This is a genomic window from Streptomyces sp. MMBL 11-1, assembly GCF_028622875.1.
Taxonomy (GTDB): domain Bacteria; phylum Actinomycetota; class Actinomycetes; order Streptomycetales; family Streptomycetaceae; genus Streptomyces.
Window position 1 is genome coordinate 6,659,244 of record NZ_CP117709.1, and the last position, 17,522, is coordinate 6,676,765.

General features: G+C 73.5%; 17 protein-coding genes. 8 read left to right on the plus strand and 9 right to left on the minus strand.

Translation table 11 applies throughout. The annotated features are described in order from the left end of the window. Window positions 1-123: 123 nt before the first annotated feature. From PSQ21_RS29545 to PSQ21_RS29555, 3 genes are all read right to left on the minus strand, one after another. On the minus strand, window positions 124-1,686 hold the full coding sequence (locus tag PSQ21_RS29545) for an alpha/beta hydrolase (protein WP_274034353.1): 1,563 nt from the start codon (window positions 1,684-1,686) through the stop codon (window positions 124-126). 240 nt (window positions 1,687-1,926) lie between these two features. Beyond that, on the minus strand, window positions 1,927-3,264 hold the full coding sequence (locus PSQ21_RS29550; RefSeq protein ID WP_274034354.1) for a DUF692 domain-containing protein: 1,338 nt from the start codon (window positions 3,262-3,264) through the stop codon (window positions 1,927-1,929). Window positions 3,265-3,401: 137 nt separating this feature from the next. Beyond that, a complete protein-coding gene (locus PSQ21_RS29555) occupies window positions 3,402-4,145 on the minus strand; it encodes a peptidyl-tRNA hydrolase (protein WP_274034355.1) in 744 nt (247 codons plus the stop codon). 71 nt (window positions 4,146-4,216) lie between these two features. Here PSQ21_RS29555 and PSQ21_RS29560 point away from each other — a divergent pair, with 71 nt between their 5' ends. From PSQ21_RS29560 to PSQ21_RS29575, 4 genes are read left to right on the plus strand one after another with little or no spacing between them, the layout of a single operon-like run. Next, the gene (locus PSQ21_RS29560; RefSeq protein ID WP_274034356.1) at window positions 4,217-4,891 is read left to right on the plus strand and encodes an AIM24 family protein; all 675 of its coding nucleotides are present in this window, start codon (window positions 4,217-4,219) and stop codon (window positions 4,889-4,891) included. Between the two features lie 2 nt (window positions 4,892-4,893). Beyond that, the gene (locus PSQ21_RS29565) at window positions 4,894-5,862 is read left to right on the plus strand and encodes an ATP-binding cassette domain-containing protein (protein ID WP_274034357.1); all 969 of its coding nucleotides are present in this window, start codon (window positions 4,894-4,896) and stop codon (window positions 5,860-5,862) included. After that, window positions 5,859-6,527 carry an ABC transporter gene (locus tag PSQ21_RS29570; RefSeq protein ID WP_274034358.1) on the plus strand — a complete coding sequence of 223 codons (669 nt, stop codon included), beginning with the start codon at window positions 5,859-5,861 and terminating at the stop codon, window positions 6,525-6,527. Before PSQ21_RS29565 ends, PSQ21_RS29570 begins: the two co-directional genes overlap by 4 nt. 8 nt (window positions 6,528-6,535) lie before the next feature. After that, window positions 6,536-6,751 (plus strand): hypothetical protein, encoded by a 216-nt coding sequence (locus tag PSQ21_RS29575; RefSeq protein WP_274034359.1) that lies wholly within the window; start codon window positions 6,536-6,538, stop codon window positions 6,749-6,751. 87 nt (window positions 6,752-6,838) lie between these two features. Here PSQ21_RS29575 and PSQ21_RS29580 read toward each other — a convergent pair whose 3' ends face one another. The 6 genes from PSQ21_RS29580 to zapE all read right to left on the minus strand — a co-directional run bounded on the left by PSQ21_RS29580 (window position 6,839) and on the right by zapE (window position 14,079). Further along, on the minus strand, window positions 6,839-8,641 hold the full coding sequence (locus tag PSQ21_RS29580) for a vWA domain-containing protein (RefSeq protein WP_274034360.1): 1,803 nt from the start codon (window positions 8,639-8,641) through the stop codon (window positions 6,839-6,841). Continuing rightward, on the minus strand, window positions 8,638-9,699 hold the full coding sequence (locus PSQ21_RS29585) for an ATP-binding protein (protein ID WP_274034361.1): 1,062 nt from the start codon (window positions 9,697-9,699) through the stop codon (window positions 8,638-8,640). The genes PSQ21_RS29580 and PSQ21_RS29585 overlap by 4 nt, the downstream gene beginning before the upstream one ends. Before the next feature lie 266 nt (window positions 9,700-9,965). Further along, window positions 9,966-10,685: a polysaccharide deacetylase family protein gene (locus PSQ21_RS29590; protein ID WP_274036003.1), complete on the minus strand. Its 720-nt coding sequence runs from the start codon at window positions 10,683-10,685 to the stop codon at window positions 9,966-9,968. Window positions 10,686-10,957: 272 nt separating this feature from the next. Beyond that, window positions 10,958-12,331, minus strand: coding sequence for an alkaline phosphatase PhoX (locus tag PSQ21_RS29595; RefSeq protein WP_274034362.1), 1,374 nt, complete (start codon window positions 12,329-12,331; stop codon window positions 10,958-10,960). A gap of 139 nt (window positions 12,332-12,470) precedes the next feature. Then, on the minus strand, window positions 12,471-12,896 hold the full coding sequence (locus tag PSQ21_RS29600) for an OsmC family protein (protein ID WP_018956892.1): 426 nt from the start codon (window positions 12,894-12,896) through the stop codon (window positions 12,471-12,473). A 91-nt stretch (window positions 12,897-12,987) separates the two neighbouring features. Continuing rightward, entirely contained in the window at window positions 12,988-14,079 is a 1,092-nt protein-coding gene (gene zapE, locus PSQ21_RS29605) for a cell division protein ZapE (protein ID WP_274034363.1), read from the minus strand. A gap of 55 nt (window positions 14,080-14,134) precedes the next feature. On the opposite strand from zapE, the gene PSQ21_RS29610 reads away from it, so the two are divergent. The 4 genes from PSQ21_RS29610 to msrB all read left to right on the plus strand — a co-directional run bounded on the left by PSQ21_RS29610 (window position 14,135) and on the right by msrB (window position 17,478). Further along, window positions 14,135-14,935, plus strand: coding sequence for a pyrimidine reductase family protein (locus PSQ21_RS29610; RefSeq protein ID WP_397988537.1), 801 nt, complete (start codon window positions 14,135-14,137; stop codon window positions 14,933-14,935). Between the two features lie 162 nt (window positions 14,936-15,097). After that, window positions 15,098-15,550, plus strand: coding sequence for an indole-3-glycerol phosphate synthase (locus PSQ21_RS29615; protein ID WP_274034365.1), 453 nt, complete (start codon window positions 15,098-15,100; stop codon window positions 15,548-15,550). Between the two features lie 69 nt (window positions 15,551-15,619). Further along, on the plus strand, window positions 15,620-17,020 hold the full coding sequence (gene murC, locus PSQ21_RS29620; RefSeq protein WP_274034366.1) for a UDP-N-acetylmuramate--L-alanine ligase: 1,401 nt from the start codon (window positions 15,620-15,622) through the stop codon (window positions 17,018-17,020). 50 nt (window positions 17,021-17,070) lie between these two features. Then, window positions 17,071-17,478, plus strand: coding sequence for a peptide-methionine (R)-S-oxide reductase MsrB (gene msrB / locus PSQ21_RS29625; RefSeq protein ID WP_274034367.1), 408 nt, complete (start codon window positions 17,071-17,073; stop codon window positions 17,476-17,478). Window positions 17,479-17,522: the final 44 nt, after the last annotated feature.

Below are 17,522 nucleotides of genomic sequence, written 5' to 3' on the forward strand. Positions count from 1 at the left end.
CAGAACGACGGGCACCGGGCACCGATCGTGCCGCCCGCCGTTCCAGCGACACCGGGTTCGGCTTCGGGGGCCGTCGCACCGTGATGGTGCGGCGGCCCCCGCTCCGTACCTCCCGCCGGAGGGTCAGTCCAGCGACACCGGGTTCGGCTCCGGACGCGCGGCGCAGTCCGCACCCCGCCCCGGCACCTCACCGGTCAGCAGATACCGGCGCAGATGGTCGTCGACGCAGGTGTTCCCGGCCCCGCCGACGCCGTGCGTCCCGGCGCCCCGCTCGGTCACCAGCGACGACCCGGGCAGCCGCTTCCGCAGCTCCAGCGCCCCCTTGTACGGGGTCGCCGCGTCCCGCTCCGCCGCCAGGATCAGCACCGGCGGCAACTCGCCCCACCGCGTCCCGACCTCCATCGGCCGCTGCCGGGGCGCGGGCCAGAAGGCGCACGGCAGGTTCGTGAAGGCGTTGTCCCAGGTCTCGAAGGGCGCGACGCGCGCCAGTTCCGTGTGGTCCCGGTCCCACACCTCGAAGTCCTCGGGCCAGGGCGCGTCGTTGCACTCGACGGCCGTGTACACCGCCTGCGCGTTCTCGTTGTCCCTGGCCGCCACCGCACGGGGGGAGGCCTGCGCGACCAGCGGCTCCGGGTTGCCCCGGACGTACTCGGAGAGCGCCGTCGCCCGCATCGCCCAGTAGTCGTCGTAGTAACCGGCCCCCAGGAACGCCGAGTGCAGCTGCCCCGGCCCCACCGTGCCGCCCGCGGGCTCCACCGCCAGCCCGGCGCGCACCTCGTCGTAGTGGCGCTGCACCGACTCGGGTGTGTCCCCCAGGTGATAGACGTCGTCGTGCTTGGCCACCCAGCGGCGGAAGTCCTCCCACCGCGCCTCGAAGGCCAGCGACTGACCCATGTTCGAGCGGTACCAGATCTGCTCCGGGTCCGGGTCGACCACCGAGTCGAAGACCATGCGCCGTACGTGGGAGGGGAACAGCGTCGCGTACAGCGCGCCGAAGTACGTCCCGTAGGACGCCCCCATGAAGGTCAGCCGCTTCTCGCCGAGCGCGGCCCGCAGGACGTCCAGGTCACGGGCGTTGTTCAGCGACGTGTAGTGCCGCAGCGTGTCGCCCGCGTGCTGAGCGCAGCCCTCCGCGTACGCCTTCGCGCGGGCGACCCGCCGCTCCTTGTGCTCCCGCGTCGGGTGGGTCGGCGCGTCGGTCGGGCCCTTCGTGTACGCGGCGGGGTCCTGGCAGGTCAGCGGGGCGGAGGAGCCGTTCACCCCGCGCGGGGCGTAGCCGACCAGGTCGTACGCCTCGGCGATCTCCTTCCACTCCGGCAGCTCGCCGGCCATCGGGAAGGTGATGCTGGACGCTCCGGGGCCGCCCGGGTTGTAGACGAACGCGCCCTGCCGGCCGTCGGCCGGGCCGGTGGCCCCGGTGCGACTCACGGTCAGTTCGAGCTGTTTCCCGTCCGGTTCGGCGTAGTCGAGGGGCACTTTCACCGTGCCGCACTTCAGGGAGTCCGGGAGCATCTCCTTCTCCGGGCAGGAGACGAAATCGATCCCGGCGGCCGTGGCCCGGGCGGCGGCGATCGCCGTGCCCCGGGCCTCGTCGGAGCCCCGGCCCTCCCGGGCGTCCGCGGGGGCGGCGGCCAGGGCGGACAGGACCAGGGAGCCGATCGATGTGTACAGCGCAGCAGTTCTCACGCGCGGTGCCTCTCTGCGGATGCGGAGAGGGATGGTCGGGCACGCGGGACGTGATGTCCAGCACCGGCCGGGCATGTCCGGGGCCATGACCCCGATGGGCGGTCGGATGCCGGGACGCCGGGCCCCGTTCAGGAGCCGCCGCCCCCACGGGAGCCTCCCGGGCTGGAGCCCCCGCTGCTCGATCCGCCGCCGCACCGGGTGGGCCCGGGGTCGCCGGCGGAGCGGGCACGTTCAGGGCGTTCACTTCCCCACGAGGGCGGCACGGGCCGCCCGGACCAGCCGGGTGGCACGGCGAGGGGGCCGGGCTCCCGACCGGTCCCGCCGCCAGTACGTCAGCCGGCGCCGCGCCACCGGATCGGCGGGACCGCCCGCGATGAGCACATGCTCCGCGAAGTCCAGGGCGTCGCGCCGGTACCCGCCGGACATCGGGCGGCTGCCCGCGTACGCGAGGAACGCGGCGCGATAGCCCTCGCCGAGGATCTCCGGCAGCTCCGGCGCGACCTTGGCCACGACGTCGGCGCGCTTGGCGGCCAGCGCCCGGCTCTGCACCCGCAGCCGCCGGCGGTCGAACCCCTCGGGCGCCGGCGTTCCCGCCACCAGCGCGGAGAGCAGCGCGGTCTGCGCGACGGCGGTACGGTCGCGGGTTCCGGCCGGCACGGGGACCGCGGGCGCACGGCCCCCCTTGCCGTCCCCGATGCCACCGCCGCACCCGTCGCGTGCCGCGTCCCCGGCCGTGGCACGCGGGTCGGCCGGGGGAGCCGCCTGCCACAGCGTCGCCCGGATCGCGTCCAGTTCGCCCGCCAGCTCCGCGGCCGGCGGGAAGGCGTCGTCGCGCTCCAGCAGCACGCCCGGCGGGTCGACCCGGGAGCGGAGTTCGGCCAGCACCTGAAGGACCGGAGCGGTCACCGGGTGGGCGTGCGTGTCGTGCCAGACGCCGTTCCTCTCGACCCCGCCCGCCACATGGACGTACGCGATGGCCTCCACCGGCAGCTCGTCCAGCGCCTTCGCCGGGTCCTGGCCCAGGTTGACGTGGTTGGTGTGCAGGTTGGCCACGTCGATCAGCAGCCGCACCCCGGTCCGCTCGACCAGCTCCGCCAGGAACCGCCCCTCGGTCAGCTCCTCGTCCGGCCAGGTGATCAGCGCCGCGATGTTCTCCAGGGCGAGCGGCACCGGCAGCGAGTCCTGCGCGATCCGCACGTTCTCGCACAGCACGTCCAGCGCGTCCCAGGTGCGCGGCACCGGCAGCAGATGCCCCGCCTCCAGCCTCGGCGACGCGGTCAGCGGCCCCCCGGCCCGTACGAACGCGATGTGCTCGGTCACCAGCGGCGACCCCAGCAGCTCGGCGCGCGCCGCGAGGGAGGCGAGGCGCCCGGGGTCCGGGCGGTCGGCGCCGCCCAGCCCGAGCGCCACCCCGTGCGGCACGACCCGCACGCCACGCTCCCGGAGCCGTACCAGGGAGTCCGGGAGATGGCCGGCGCAGAGGTTCTCCGCGACGGCCTCGACCCAGTCGATCCCCGCCAGCGCCTCCACCTCGTCCGCGATCTCCGGCCGCCAGCCGATGCCGATGCCCAGTTCCATGGTGTTTCCCCCGTCCCCCTGCTCACCTCGTTCTGTTCAGGGGTCATGACCCCGTCACGCGGCGACGAACCCGACCGGAGGGACGTTCAGAGCTATATCTGAGGTTCCCGGGCCGCCGGCCCGTCAGGGCATCGGCCTCAGCCGTTCCCGGCGCGGCGACGCAGCGCCGGGTGGTCGGCGACCACCGTGCAGGACCCCGGGGCGATCTCGGTGAACCCCGCGTCGCGCACCACCGGCAGCCCGCTCACCGTCAGCTCCCGCCAGCGCTCCGCGCCCGGGGTGGCGACGGCGAGCGGGAACCCGGCCTCGCGCCACGCCTCGCGCCCGGTGTCGGACAGCTCCCACCAGGCGAGCTGCGCCGCGTGTCCCGCCTGCGCCATCGTCTTGCCCGCCGACATGTCCAACTCCGGGTTGAGCCACAGGACCGGGCCGGAGAGATCGGGCGCGGCGGGCGGCTCGGGATCCTCCAGTTCGGTGCCCGACACCTGGAGCTTGGCCAGCTCCTTGGGCCAGCCGTCCAGCGGGATCGGCGGGAACACCCGTACCTCCGCCCCGTCCTCGCCCGTCACCGTGATGCCGTCCAGCGCCGCGGCCTTGCGCCACTCCGCGCCGCGCGCCCGGCGCACGACCTTGCGGATCCGGGCGTCCTGCCAGTCCCGCATCGCCCCCGACCACTCGCCGTCGCCCAGGGACCGCTCGTCGGAGAGGATCGTCAGCACGGCACGGGCGGCGGCGCGCAGCGCGTCGGTGCGGGCGGGCGGGTCCGTCTTCTCCAGGTGGAGCACGAGCGGCAGCACGAACTGCCGCGCCTGGTCGCGGTCGGCCGGGCCGTCGTGGAACGGGCTCTCGGGGGCGGGGGCGGGGGCGTTGTGGCTGGTCACCTTCCCAGTCTGCCAGGCCGGAAAGGTCGCCTGCTTGGCGGAACGACCAGGTCCGGGTGAGGATGCTCCGCATGAAGAGCGATCTCTTTTCCAGCGACCACCTGGCCCAGCCGGCCACCGCCCCCGGCATGACCCTGCAGAACGCCAAATCGATCAAGTACGCCGTCAACGGGGAGATGCACGCCCGGCAGGGATCGATGATCGCCTTCCGCGGCAATCTCCAGTTCGAGCGCAAGGGCCAGGGCATCGGCGGCATGCTCAAGCGCGCGGTCACCGGCGAGGGCCTGGCGCTCATGGCGGTCCGGGGCCAGGGCGAGGCGTGGTTCGCGCACGAGGCGGCGAACTGCTTCATCGTCGAGCTGGACCAGGGCGACTCCATCACCATCAACGGCCGCAACGTCCTCTGCTTCGACCCCACGCTCTCCTACGAGATCAAGACCGTGAAGGGCGCCGGAATGGTCGGCGGCGGCCTCTTCAACAGCGTCTTCACGGGCTACGGCAAGCTCGGCCTGATGTGCGAGGGCACCCCGATCGTGATCCCCGTGACCGCCGCCCAGCCGGTGTACGTGGACACGGACGCGGTCGTCGGCTGGAGCCAGCAGCTCACGACCAGCCTGAACCGCTCGCAGAGCGTCGGCTCCATGGTGCGCGGCGGATCCGGCGAGGCCGTCCAGCTGATGCTCCAGGGCGAGGGTTTCGTCATCGTGCGGCCGAGCGAGGCCAGGCCGGAGAAGACCTCCAACTGACCGTGGAACTCCAGGGCGTGGGCCACCGTTACGGCCTCCGCGGCGCCTGGGTGCTGCGCGGGGTCGACCTCACGCTGCCCGAGCGGACGCTGATCCGGGTCGAAGGGGGCAACGGCGCGGGCAAGTCCACCCTGCTGCGGCTGCTCGCCGGGATCGACGCTCCCGCCGAGGGGCGGATCACCGGCCGCCGGGCCCGCACCGCGTACGTCCCCGAGCGCTTTCCGGCGGCGCTGCCCCTGACCGCCACCGGCTACCTCGTCCACCTCGGCCGGATCCACGGGTTGCGGAGCGCCGAGGCGAAAGTGCGGGCGGGGGAGTGGCTGACCCGGTTCGGAGCGGCGGACCACGCCCGTACCCCGCTCGCCGAACTCTCCAAGGGCACCAGCCAGAAGGTCGCCGTCGCCCAGGCGCTGCTCGCCGAACCGGATCTGCTGGTCCTGGACGAGGCCTGGACCGGACTCGACACCTCCGCCCGCGGCGAACTGGACCGTGCCGTGGCGGAGCGCGTCGCGGCGGGCGCCACCGTCGTCTTCGTCGACCACGACCCGCGACGCCTGGCCGGGGCGGCGGACCTCACCCTGCGGACCGGGGAAGGCGGGGTCCAGCGGGCGACGGCCCCGACGCCGACGGGCCCCGTCGCCGGCCCCCGTGTCCTGGTCGAGGCCGAGGGCCCGCCCGGCGCACCGCTGCCCGCCGCGCTGCCGGGAGGCCCGGTCCGGGAGCGGCCGGCCGGCGCGGCCCCCGGCCTCGTACGCCTCACCGTTCCCGCGCCCTACTCCGACGCGCTCCTGGCGGCCCTGCTCACGGCCCGTCCGCCCTGGCACATCCGGCGGGTCGCCCGGGCCGAGGCCTCCGGGCCGGCTGAGGCACACGGCCCGGCCGAGGCGTTCGGGCAGGCCTCCCCCCGGGCGTCCGTACGGACCAGGAGCACCGAGGCGCCCGATACCTCCGAGGTGTCCGAAGCGCCGTGACCGCCCTCCTCCGCTACCAGGCCGCCCTGTTCGCCCGCTCCCAGCGGTGGCTGGCGCCCCTCCTGCTGTACGCGGCCGTCCTCGCCGTCGGCGTGCGGAGCGGGCAGCCCGTGCTGGGCTCGCTCGGCGTCGTGGCCGCCGCCGTGCTGCCCGTCACCGCGTGGGCCGTACACCTCTGCGTGGCCCAGGAGCCGCCCGCCGCCCGGACGGTGGTCTCGGCCGCCGCGGGGCCCCGGCGGGCCCACCTGGCCGCGCTGCTCACCGCCGCGGGCTGTGCGGCGGCGCTCGCCGTGGTGACCACCGCCGTCGTCCTGCTCATCAGCGACCCGGTCACCGACGACGGGGCGCGCACGGTCTCCCGGCAGGCCGCCGCGCTCGCCGGACTGCTCGCCGTCCTGTGCTGCGTGCTGATGGGCGCGGCCGTGGGAGCGCTGAGCACCCGTCCGGTGCCGCTCCGCCGGGGCTGGTCCGTCGCGGCGGCCGTGCTCGGGTCGCTCCTCGCCCTCGTGACCGCCGGGTCCCCGGCGCGCCTGGCCGTCACCGCCCTCGTCACGGGGTCGCGGACCGGGACGGTCCAGCCGCTCGCCCTGCCTCTGCTGGGGGCGGTGGTCCTCGCCGCGGCGGTGGCGTTCCTCGTCTGCCGGACCGCCGCCCGGCGCGGGTGAGTAGGCTCGTGGGCGTGGACACCGACACGGACGCGGACGGCACGTACTGCGAGACCCCGGGGCCGATCGCGCCGCCCCCGCCGGGCGATGCCGCCCAAGGCCCTCCGTACGCCGAGTGCGTGCTGTGCCGCGAGCCGACCGAGTACCCGGAGTCGACGAAGGGCGCCACGCTCTGCCCGGTCTGCGCCTGGCAGGAGGCGGGTCGCACGGCCTGCTCCGGCTAGGAGGCCGAACCGGGGGAGGGCCGAACCGGGGGAGGGCCGGTCGGAGGGGCGGCCGAGCCGCGAGGAACCTGTGCGTGACGCCGTCGCTCAGCGCACCCGGAAGACCGGTCCGCGCGGGGTGAACGGCAGCCCCGCGCCCTCCGGGATCAGGTACGCGTGCTCGCGGCGGACCCGGAGCACGTCGCACCAGCCGTCGGTGATCACCAGGACCGGGGCCGTCGGCGGGAAGTCGTCGGCCCGTTGCAGCAGGTCGACGCCGGGTTGCAGGACCGTGCCGCCGCGCCCCCTGACCCGTACCCGCCCGGCGATCTCCGTCGGCGCCAGGTAACCGGCGTCGTAGGCGGCGGCGTCGCAGAACACCACGCGGGCGGCCGGCACGTCGCGGGCCTCGGCGTAGGAGGCGATCGCGCCCAGCGCCTTGGCGAGGAGCCGGCCGGACATCGAGCCCGAGGTGTCCAGGACGACGCCGAAGGTGCAGCGGGCGACCTCCTCGGGCGGGAAGCAGCGGCCCGCGCGCGGGATGTCGGGGGTCGAGGCCTGGCGCCGGGCGGGCCGGGAGTAGCTGCGTACCGGCTCGGGCCGGGGCACGAACTCGTCGAACCAGCGGGCCAGCCGGGCATCCCACGGGACGGGTGGGTGGGCGAGGGCGCGGATCTCCTGGACCAGTCCGGCCGGCAGCAGGCCGCGCTGTCGGTCGGTGTGCAGCTGGTGGCCCTGGACGAGGGCGCGCCGGTAGAACGCGTCGAGGTCGACGGGGTCGGCGGTCCGGCCGGGCAGGGGTTCGCCCAGGATGTCCCCGGTGCCCTTTCCGCGCAGGGTCGCGAGGCGCCGGCCGCGCCGCAGCCCGGTGGCGATCCGGTCGTACACCTCCTCGGTCGACAGGCCCTTCAACTCGGGGTCGTACAGCAGCCCTTCGGGCATCGCGCCGACGCCCATCTCCACCAGCCAGCCGTTGATGACGTAGTCGGCGGCGACGTTGAAGAGATAGGGATCGCGGGCGCCGCGGCGCCCGCCGTGGCGCAGGGCGGCGTGCAGCATCTCGTGGGCGAGGACGAACCGCCACTCCTCGTCGGTGAACCGCTTGAGCGGGTTGATGTAGATCTCACCGGCGGCGGCGTCCACGGCGGCCACGGAGATGGCGTGCGCGCGGGCGAGTTCGGCGTCGGCGACGACGGTCAGTCCGGCCGCGAGGCCGCCGAGCAACGGGTAGGAGGAGACGAACCAGTTGAGGGCGCGGTCCCAGGGGGCCTGGGCGACGCGCTCACCGGTGAGCCGGTCCCGGCGGCCGCCCGCGACGTCCATCGCGGCGGAGACCGTACGGGTCAGGGCGTACGCGAAGGCGAGTTGCCGGTCGGGCAGGGTGGTTTCGTGGTGCGGCCACGGGACCAGGAGCTGGTCGGGTTCGCCGTCAGCGGTGCCGCACCGCTCGTAGGCGGCCGGGACGCCGGTCTTGCGCCAGCGGGCGGCGAGCTGTTCCTCGTCGCCGTCGGGGTAGCTCTCGGGGAGGTGGTCGGGGGCGGTGCCGATGGGGAAGGTGGCGAGGAAGCGGTTGACGACGGTGCAGCGGGCGGCGAGGGCGAAGCGGTCGGGCTGTACGCGGGGCTCCTTGGCGGCGGGGAGGTGGCCGAAGCCCAGGTGGAGGAGGGCATGGGCGAGCGCCCAGGCCCACTCGCCGGGTTCGGCCCGGCGGGTGGGGTGGACGTGCACCCGCCCGTTGGAGTCCGCCCGGACGAGGCCCTGGCCGGGGGCGTCGGCGTTGCCCTTGGCGCGGACGAAGTCGGCGTCGACGGCGGAGAGCGCGGGGTTGCGGCGCACCAGGGCGGTGCCGGCGGCGAAGGCCTCGGCGGCCGGGTCGGGGCGGCCCTCGCTCTGCTTGCGGGACCGGCTCAACGCCGTGCCTCGACCAGGCGTGGCATGTCGCGGGCGGCCTCCACCAGGAACCAGGCGGGCAGCACCGGGTGGCCGTCGGCGTCCTCGGCGATGACGGTCTGGGCGACCTCGACGGATATCTCGGCGAGCTGGACGAGCAGCGACTTGGCGCGGTAAGAGGTCTCGCGCACGGCGGCCGAGGCGTGCTCGCGCTGGGCCGGGAGCTCCTTGACGAGCCGTCCGCGGAACGCCTCGGCGAGGTAGTAGAGCAGGTCGCGGTCCTCGACGCGGCGCGGCCAGGAGGCGTCTCCCTTGATGATCGCCTCGATGCCGTAGGTGTGTCGCACGATCTTGGCGTACCCGCAGAAGGACACGGCGTGTGCGGGGGTCAGCGTCCCGTGGGCCACGATCTTCAGTGTCTCCTCCTCCAGCGCCGGCCCGAAGGAGTGCAGCGCGTCGGAGAGCATGTGCCAGGAGCGGGGCGTGGAGAACGGCTCCTCGGTCTTGGGCGGCTGCGACCACAGGTGGTCGGGACGGTCGGCGAGGTAGTCCACCACCCAGGGGTGGATGCCGTTCTCGCCCGCCCACACCAGCCAGTCGGTGGCGGAGGCACGCAGGTGGACGTGGGTGAGGCGGTTGACGAGTGCGGAGGCGATGGGGCGTGCCAGGGCGTTGTCGGTGGCGCGGTTGCCGGCTCCGATCACGATCGAGCCCGCCGGGAGCTCGTAGCTGCCGATCCGGCGGTCGAGGATGAGCGAGTAGAAGGCCTTCTGCACGTCCGGGGTCGCGGCGTTCAGCTCGTCCAGGAAGAGGCAGTACGGCTCGTCGCGGGCGATGGCCTCCGGCGGGCAGAACACGGAGCGGCCGTCGCGGATCTGCGGCACGCCGATCAGGTCCTCGGGGGCGAGCTGTGTGCCCAGCAGGCTGACGCACTCCAGGCCCAGGGATTCGGCGAACTTCCTCACCAGGGAGGACTTCCCGATGCCGGGGGCGCCCCAGAGGAACACCGGGCGGACGGTGGCGAGGCCCAGAAGAAGGTCCGGGATCTGGGCGGGGGTGACGGTTACCGCGGCCTGCAAGGGGTCGGCTCCTCCGAGGGGAATGTGCTGTTCGCCGAGGGTATGGGCCTGTTGGGCGCGGTCGCACCTGGATTTCCCGGGAGCGCCGCGGGGGCCGCCGGAGTCGCCCGAGCCGGGGACCGCCCGAGCCGCGGAGCTGCCGGAGCCGCCCGAATCGTCGGAGCTGTCGGAGCCGCCCGGAGCCGCCGGGACCGCCGGGACCGTCCGAGCCGCCGGGACCGTGCGACGCGCCGGGACCGCCCGGCCCGCACGAGTCGACACCGCGCTCAGGGCCTGTCGTCCTCCATCAGCTCCGACACCTTCACGAAGCGGTAGCCGCGCTCGCGCAGTTCCGGCACGATCCGGCGTACGGCCGCCTCGGTGGCCGGGGCCGCGCTGCGGGTGCAGTGCATCACCACGAGGGAGCCCGGCCGCACTCCGTCCATCACCTGCTCGGCCACCGCGTCCGCGTCCGTGGCGAAGGCGTCGCCGCTGACCACGTCCCACTGCACGGCCGTCACGTTCGCCGGGGCCAGCGCGCGCAGCGCCGTGTCGTCGTAACACCCGCCGGGGAAACGGAAGTACGGCACCACGTTCCGTGCCCCCGCCTCCCGGAACGCCGTGAAGGCCCGCTCCACCTCGCGGGCCATCGCGGCCTTCTCGACCACCGGCAGGCCGTAGCAGGGGGAGCTGAAGGCGTAGTGGCTGTAGGAGTGGTTGGCGATCTCGAACAGCGGGTCCGTGCCGATGGCCTTCGCCTGGGACGGGTACTCCTCGGCCCAGCGCCCGGTCATGAAGAAGGTGGAGGGCACCTTCAGCCGGCGCAGCAGTGCGACCAGCTCCGGGTTGTCGAAACGCTCGCCGGAGGCCGCCCGGCGGCCCTGATCGGCCGTCATGTCCGCGTCGAACGTCAGCGCCACCACCTTCTCCGCCGCTCGGCCGGCCGCGTCCCCGCCCGTCGGTCTCCGCTCGAAGACCGGGGTGCGGCCCGCCGGCCCGGGGGCCATCGTGGGCGGCTTCTCCGGGGGCGCGGGAGCGGCGGCTGTGGGGGTGGGCGGGGGTGCGGGTGCGGGGTCGCCCCCGCACCCGGTCAGGACGGCGGTCGCCAGCGCCCCCGCGACCGTCAGAGCCGTCGTCGCCCGCCTGGCCCGCGTCGTCCGCGTCGTCCGCGTCGTCCGTGCAGTAGTGGTCACTCACGGAAAATATCGGACAATACGGTCATATTGTTCGACGGCGCTCCGGTGTCCGGCGGAGTGCCGGAGCTACGGCCGGCGCCGCCTCAGCACCACGGCCCCGTCACCGCGAACGTCGTCCCCGGCCTGTAGCAGTTCACGTACATCGTCGAGCCGTCCGGGGAGAAGGCGACCCCCGCGAACTCGCCCCACTCCGGCTCCTCGGGCGTCCCGATGTTCTGCCGCCCGCGCGCCATGGTGTACACCTCGCCGCGCCGGGTCACCCCGAGCACGTGCTGCGCGCCGCCGCCGTCCTCGCAGACCATCAGCCCGCCGTCGGCCGCCAGGCAGATGTTGTCGGGGGACTCGCCCGGCAGCTGGATATCGGTGTCCGGGCCGAAGATCACGACCAGGGTGAGCCGCCGCTTCCTCGGCTCGTAGCGCCAGACCTGGCCGTAGTGGTCGGCCGCCGAGCCCTCGTCGCTGCGGGCGAAGCTGGAGACGAAGTAGACCGACGAGCCGCCCCAGTAGCAGCCCTCCAGCTTCTGGGCGTGCGTGACGCCCTTCGGGCCGAAGTCCTGGAAACGGATCGGGGTCTCGGCGGCCAGTGGATCCGGTACGGGGACCCACTCGATCCGGTCGAAGCTCGTACCGGTCTCCTCGACGGCGGAGAGGTCGGGCACGCCCGGCACCCGCATCGCCTCCAGCGCCCCGCCCGCCCGGAGCGAACCGGTGCCGCCGAGCGGCTTCTCGGGAAGGAAGCGGTAGAAGAGCCCGAACGGCTTGTCGAACGCGTCCTCCGTCTCGTACACGATCCCGGACTTCGGATCGACGGCGACCGCCTCGTGCTGGAAGCGGCCCATCGCGGTCAGCGGGACGGCCCCGGTGCGGCGCGGATCGGCGCCGTCCACCTCGAAGATGAAGCCGTGGTCCTTGGTGTACCCGTTGGTCCCGGCCTTGTCCTCGTTCTCCTCGCAGGTCAGCCAGGTGCGCCAGGGGGTGGGCCCGCCCGCGCAGTTGACCGCCGTACCGGCGATGGCGACGCGTTCGCCGAGCACCTTGTTGCGGCCGTCCAGCTCCAGGGACGTACAGCCGCCCTTGGCCATCGGGTCGTAGGTCAGCCCTTCGACGGTCGGCACGCCGATCTTGGCGGTGTGCCGGTTCTCGTGGTTGCGGACGAGGTGGACCCGGCCGTGGCGGCCGGGCAGGGCGGCCATCCCGTCGTGGTTGCTCGGTACCGGCCCCTCGCCGGAGCGCAGCGGTTCGCCCTCCCGGGACAGCACCCGGTAGCGGAATCCTTTCGGCAGGTCGAGCAGGCCGTCGGGGTCGGGGACGAGGGGGCCGTAGCCGCCGTGGCCGCGTGCGGCGGCCGTGCCCGCGAAGAGTTCGGAGAAGGCTCCCGTGAAGGCGATCGCTGCGGCTGCGCCGCTGCCTGCCAGGACCTGGCGTCGTGTCGCGGTGGAGCGGGGTGCGGATGACATGAGGTGACTCCCTGTTGGCGGACAGGTGAAGTGACCCGCACGTGTGTAGCACGCACAGAGGCGCGGGGGAACCATGCGTGCCCCCGCGCCCCGTGTCACCGCTGTGGCGGCCCCGATGGGAGCAGCCGTACGCGGAAGGTCAGGCGAGCGAGGCCGTCAGGGTGATCGTCGTGCCCGTGAGCGCCTGGCTGACCGGGCAGTTCGCCTTGGCGTCCTCGGCGGCCTTCAGGAAGGCGTCCTCGTCGAGACCGGGGACCTCTCCCACGACGGTGAGGTGGATGCCGGTGATGCCCGTGCCGGGCTGGAAGGTCACCTCGGCCTTGGTCTCCAGCCGGGTCGACGGGGTGCCGGCCCCGGCGAGGCCGTGGGAGAGGGCCATCGAGAAGCAGCTGGAGTGGGCGGCGGCGATGAGCTCCTCCGGGCTCGTCTTGCCGTTCGCCTGCTCCGAGCGGGCGGGCCAGGAGACGGGGTAGTCGCCGATGCCGGAGGAGTCGAAGGTGACGACCCCCTTGCCCTCGATCAGGTTGCCTTCCCAGTTCGTGTGCGCCTGACGCGTCGTAGCCATGCTGGACCCCTTCGAAAGGTGTGCGCGGTTGTACGGGATAAGCCGGGGCACCGCGCAGCGTGCGGTGTCCCGTCGCGTTACGCCCCCGAACCTACTGCGCCACCAGACCCTTCGCGTCACGCGCCAGCGCCGTCAGCCGGGAGATCGCCCGGAAATACTTCTTCCGGTACCCGCCGTTCAGCATCTCGTCGCTGAACAACTGGTCGAACGGCAGTCCCGAGGCGAGCACCGGGACCTCCCGGTCGTACAGCCGGTCGGCCAGCACCACCAGGCGCAGCGCGGTCGACTGGTCGGGCACCGCGCTCACCCCGGTCAGACAGACCGCGCGGATGTCGTCGGTCAGGGCGCCGTACCGGCTCGGGTGGACCCGGGCCAGATGGTCCAGCAGCCCGGGGAAGTCGTCGAGGGACGCGCCCCCGGTGGCGTACGCGGCCCGGGTGACCTGCTCGTCGTCGTACGGCGGCGGGGCCTCGGGCAGACCGCGGTGCCGGTAGTCCTCGCCATCGATGCGCAGCGGGCGGAAGTGCGCGGACAGGCCCTGGATCTCGCGCAGGAAGTCCGCGGCGGCGAACCGGCCCTCGCCGAGCTTGCCCGGCAGCGTGTTCGAGGTCGCGGCGAGCGCCACCCCGGCCTCCACCAGCCTGCTGAGCAGCGAGGACACCAGCACGGTGTCGCCCGGGTCGTCCAGCTCGAACTCGTCGATGCACAGCAGCCGGTGCCCGCTGAGGGTCCGCACGGTCTGCTGGAAGCCCAGCGCGCCGACCAGGTTCGTCAGCTCCACGAACGTGCCGAACGCCTTCAGCGACGGTTCGGCGGGCGTGGCGTGCCAGAGGGAGGCCAGCAGGTGGGTCTTGCCGACGCCGTAGCCGCCGTCGAGGTACACGCCGCGCGGCCCGGCCGGGGCGGCCGGCTTCCTGCTGAACCACTTGCGCCGCCCGCTACCCGTCGCGTGCGCCCCGCCGAGCCCGGCGGCGAAGCCCGCCAGGACCGTGACCGCCTCGCTCTGGCTGGGCTGGTTCGGGTCGGGGACGTACGTGTCGAAGCGCACCGAGTCGAAGCGCGGCGGAGGCACCATCTCGGCGACCAGACGGTCTGCGGGAACGTGCGGCTCGCGGGCGCACAGGGACAGCGGGGTGGTTTCGGCAAGGGGGCTCTGCCCCGGAAACGCGGTGGATGACGACACAACTCTCCACCCTAAGGCTCATGCCAGACTGCACCCCATGCGAAGCCTGTTCCCTGTGACGGACCTGACAAAGCGCGCCCCGGGAGCGGAGGGCCCGTCCGGGCCGCTCGCCGACCGCGAGTGGAGCCTCGACGAGCTGGCGGACGCCTACGCCTACCCCTCGGGCCTCCCCGCCGAAGAGGCCAGGACCCCCTGGCTGCGCGCCAACATGGTCTCCACCCTCGACGGGGCCGCCCAGCACGACGGCCGCTCGCAGCCCATCTCCTGCGCGGCGGACATGCGGATCTTCGGCACCCTGCGGGGCCTGGCCGACGTGGTGATCGCCGGGGCCGAGACCGTACGCCTTGAGGGGTACCGTCCGGCCCGCGCCCGGGAGGCGTTCGCCGCGCGGCGGGCGGCCGCCGGACAGGGTCCCGCTCCCGCCGTCGCGGTGGTGACCGGCTCGATGGACCTGGACTTCTCGCTGCCGCTGTTCACCGAGCCGCTCGTCCCGACCCTCGTGCTGACCGGGGCCGGGGCCCCCTCCGACCGGATCGCGGCGGCCCGGAAGGCGGGCGCCGACGTGGTGATCGCGGGCGAAGGCGCCCGGGTGGACCCGGCCCGCGTCGTGCGCGAGCTGGCCGACCGGGGGCTGACCCGGCAGCTCACCGAGGGAGGACCCCGACTGCTCGGCCAGTTCGTGGCGGCCGGCGTGCTGGACGAGCTGTGCCTGACGGTGTCCCCGATGCTGACCGCCGGTGACGCCCAGCGGATCGCGGGGGGCCCCGGGATCGCCGTGCCGGAACGTTTTTTCCTGGCATCGCTGCTGGAAGAGGCCGGGTTCCTCTTCACTCGGTACCGTCGGACCGACAGATAGCGGAATTTCCCGTTCCGCTTAGCTCCGGCTGGGCACACTTACCCCTGCAGTCCCGTGGAAGCACGGGGAAAAATGGTTTCAGCAAACGACCGTCCACGGCCGGGCCGGCCGTCGACGAGACGAAGAAGCGGAAGGGCGCCTGTCGTGTTCACAAGCGTTTTGATGATCGAGAAACCGCTCACTCCCGAGGACGTGGAGTTCGTCACCACCCTCCACGGCGAGGAGCGGATCTCGTTCGTCGTTCTGTTGCAGCCGCGCGGTGACCAGGCCGATGTCCTGCTGCGCGCGATCGACGACGTGGCGATGGGGGAGCTGAAGGAAGCGGTACGCGAGGGGGAGGAGCCGGAGGGCGACGAGGCCCGCGAGACCGCGCAGATCGGCCTGGAGTACTCCCTGCGGGCCCTGCGCGAGGCAGGATCCGAAGCGGTCGGACAGGTGATCGAGGACCACCCCCTGGACAGACTGACGACCGTCGTCGAGGAGGCGAGCGCGGACGAGGTCATCGTCCTGACCGCCCCGCACTACGTGGAGGAGTTCTTCCACCGAGACTGGGCCTCCCGCGCCCGGCACAAGGTCGGCGTCCCGGTGCTCAAGCTCTTCGCGCACAGCGAATAGGCTGGGTGCGCGGTCCGGGGCGGCCCCCGGCCGCGACTCGAAACCCGCACCCGAACCGCAGGAGCACAGATGGCACCCGGCATTCCCGCCGCCATGGAACGACCCCACTTCATCGGCATCGGCGGCGCCGGAATGTCGGGCATCGCGAAGATCCTCGCCCAGCGCGGAGCGAAGGTGGCGGGCAGCGACGCGAAGGAGTCCGCCACCGCCGAGTCCCTGCGGGCGCTGGGGGCGACCGTGCACATCGGGCACGCGGCGGGCCACCTGGCCGACGACGCGTCCTGCGTGGTCGTCTCCAGCGCCATCCGCGCCGACAACCCGGAGCTGCTCCGGGCGAACGAGCTGTCCATCCCCGTGGTGCACCGCTCGGACGCACTGGCCTCCCTGATGAACGGCCTGCGCGCCATCGCGGTCGCCGGCACCCACGGCAAGACGACGACCACGTCGATGCTGGCCGTCGCCCTCTCCTCGCTGAGCCTGGCCCCCTCGTACGCCATCGGCGGCGACCTGGAGGGCCCCGGCACCAACGCCACGCACGGCGAAGGGTCCATCTTCGTCGCGGAGGCGGACGAGAGCGACCGCAGCTTCCAGAAGTACGACCCCGAGGTCGCGATCGTCCTCAACGTCGAGCTGGACCACCACGCGAACTACGCCTCGATGGACGAGATCTACGACTCCTTCGAGACGTTCGTCGGCAAGGTCGTCCCCGGCGGCACCCTGGTCATCTCCGCCGACCAGCCCGGCGCCATCGAGCTGACCCGCCGGGTCCGCGACCTCTCGGATCTGAAGGTCGTCACCTACGGCTCGGCCGAGAACGCCGACGTACGCGTCCACAAGGTCACCCCGCGCGGCCTGACCAGCGAGGTCACGGTCCTGCTCAACGGCAGGTTCCTGACCTTCACCGTCTCGGTCCCCGGCAGCCACTACGCCCACAACGCGGTCGCCGCACTCGCCGCCGGGGTCGCCCTCGGCATCCCCGCGCACAACCTGGCCTCGGCCCTCGGTTCGTACACCGGGGTCAAGCGCCGCCTCCAGCTCAAGGGCGAGGCGGCGGGCGTGCAGGTCATCGACTCGTACGCGCACCACCCCACCGAGATGACCGCCGACCTGGAGGCCATGCGCGGCGCGGCAGCCGACTCCCGCATCCTCGTCGTCTTCCAGCCGCACCTGTTCTCCCGTACGCAGGAGCTGGGCACCGAGATGGGCCAGGCACTCGCGCTGGCCGACGCCTCCCTGGTCCTGGACATCTACCCGGCCCGCGAGGACCCGATCCCGGGCATCACCAGCGCCCTGATCATCGACGCGGCGAAGGGGGCGGGCGCCGAGGTGACCGCCGTCCACGACCAGGCCGACGTCCCCGCCGCCGTCGCGGGAATGGCGAAGCCCGGCGATCTCGTTCTCACCATGGGAGCGGGCGATGTCACCGACCTCGGCCCGCGCATCCTGGACCATCTGTCGAGCGGCCGGTAGCCGAGTGGCGACCGGATCGAGCGACCCCCTGTCGAGCTGAGGAGCGAGCCGTGCCGTACGACGTCGAGAAGCCGGACGAGCAGTGGCGGGAAGAGCTGTCCCCCGCCGAGTACGCGGTGCTGCGTCAGGCCGGCACCGAACCCGCCTTCGTGGGTGAGTACACCGACACCAGGACGGCGGGCGTCTACTCCTGCCGGGCCTGTGGGGCGGAGCTGTTCCGCTCCGACACCAAGTTCGAGTCGCACTGCGGCTGGCCGTCGTTCTACGACCCGAAGGACACCGACGCGGTCGAGCTGGTCGAGGACCGCGCCCACGGCATGGTCCGCACCGAGGTGCGCTGCTCCCGCTGCGGCTCGCACCTGGGCCACGTCTTCGAGGGCGAGGGCTACCCGACCCCCACGGACCAGCGCTACTGCATCAACTCGATCTCGCTGACCCTGGCGCCGGACGAGAGCTGAGCCCGGACGGCCCGTGTGTGCCCCCGGCCCCTCCCCGCGCATGA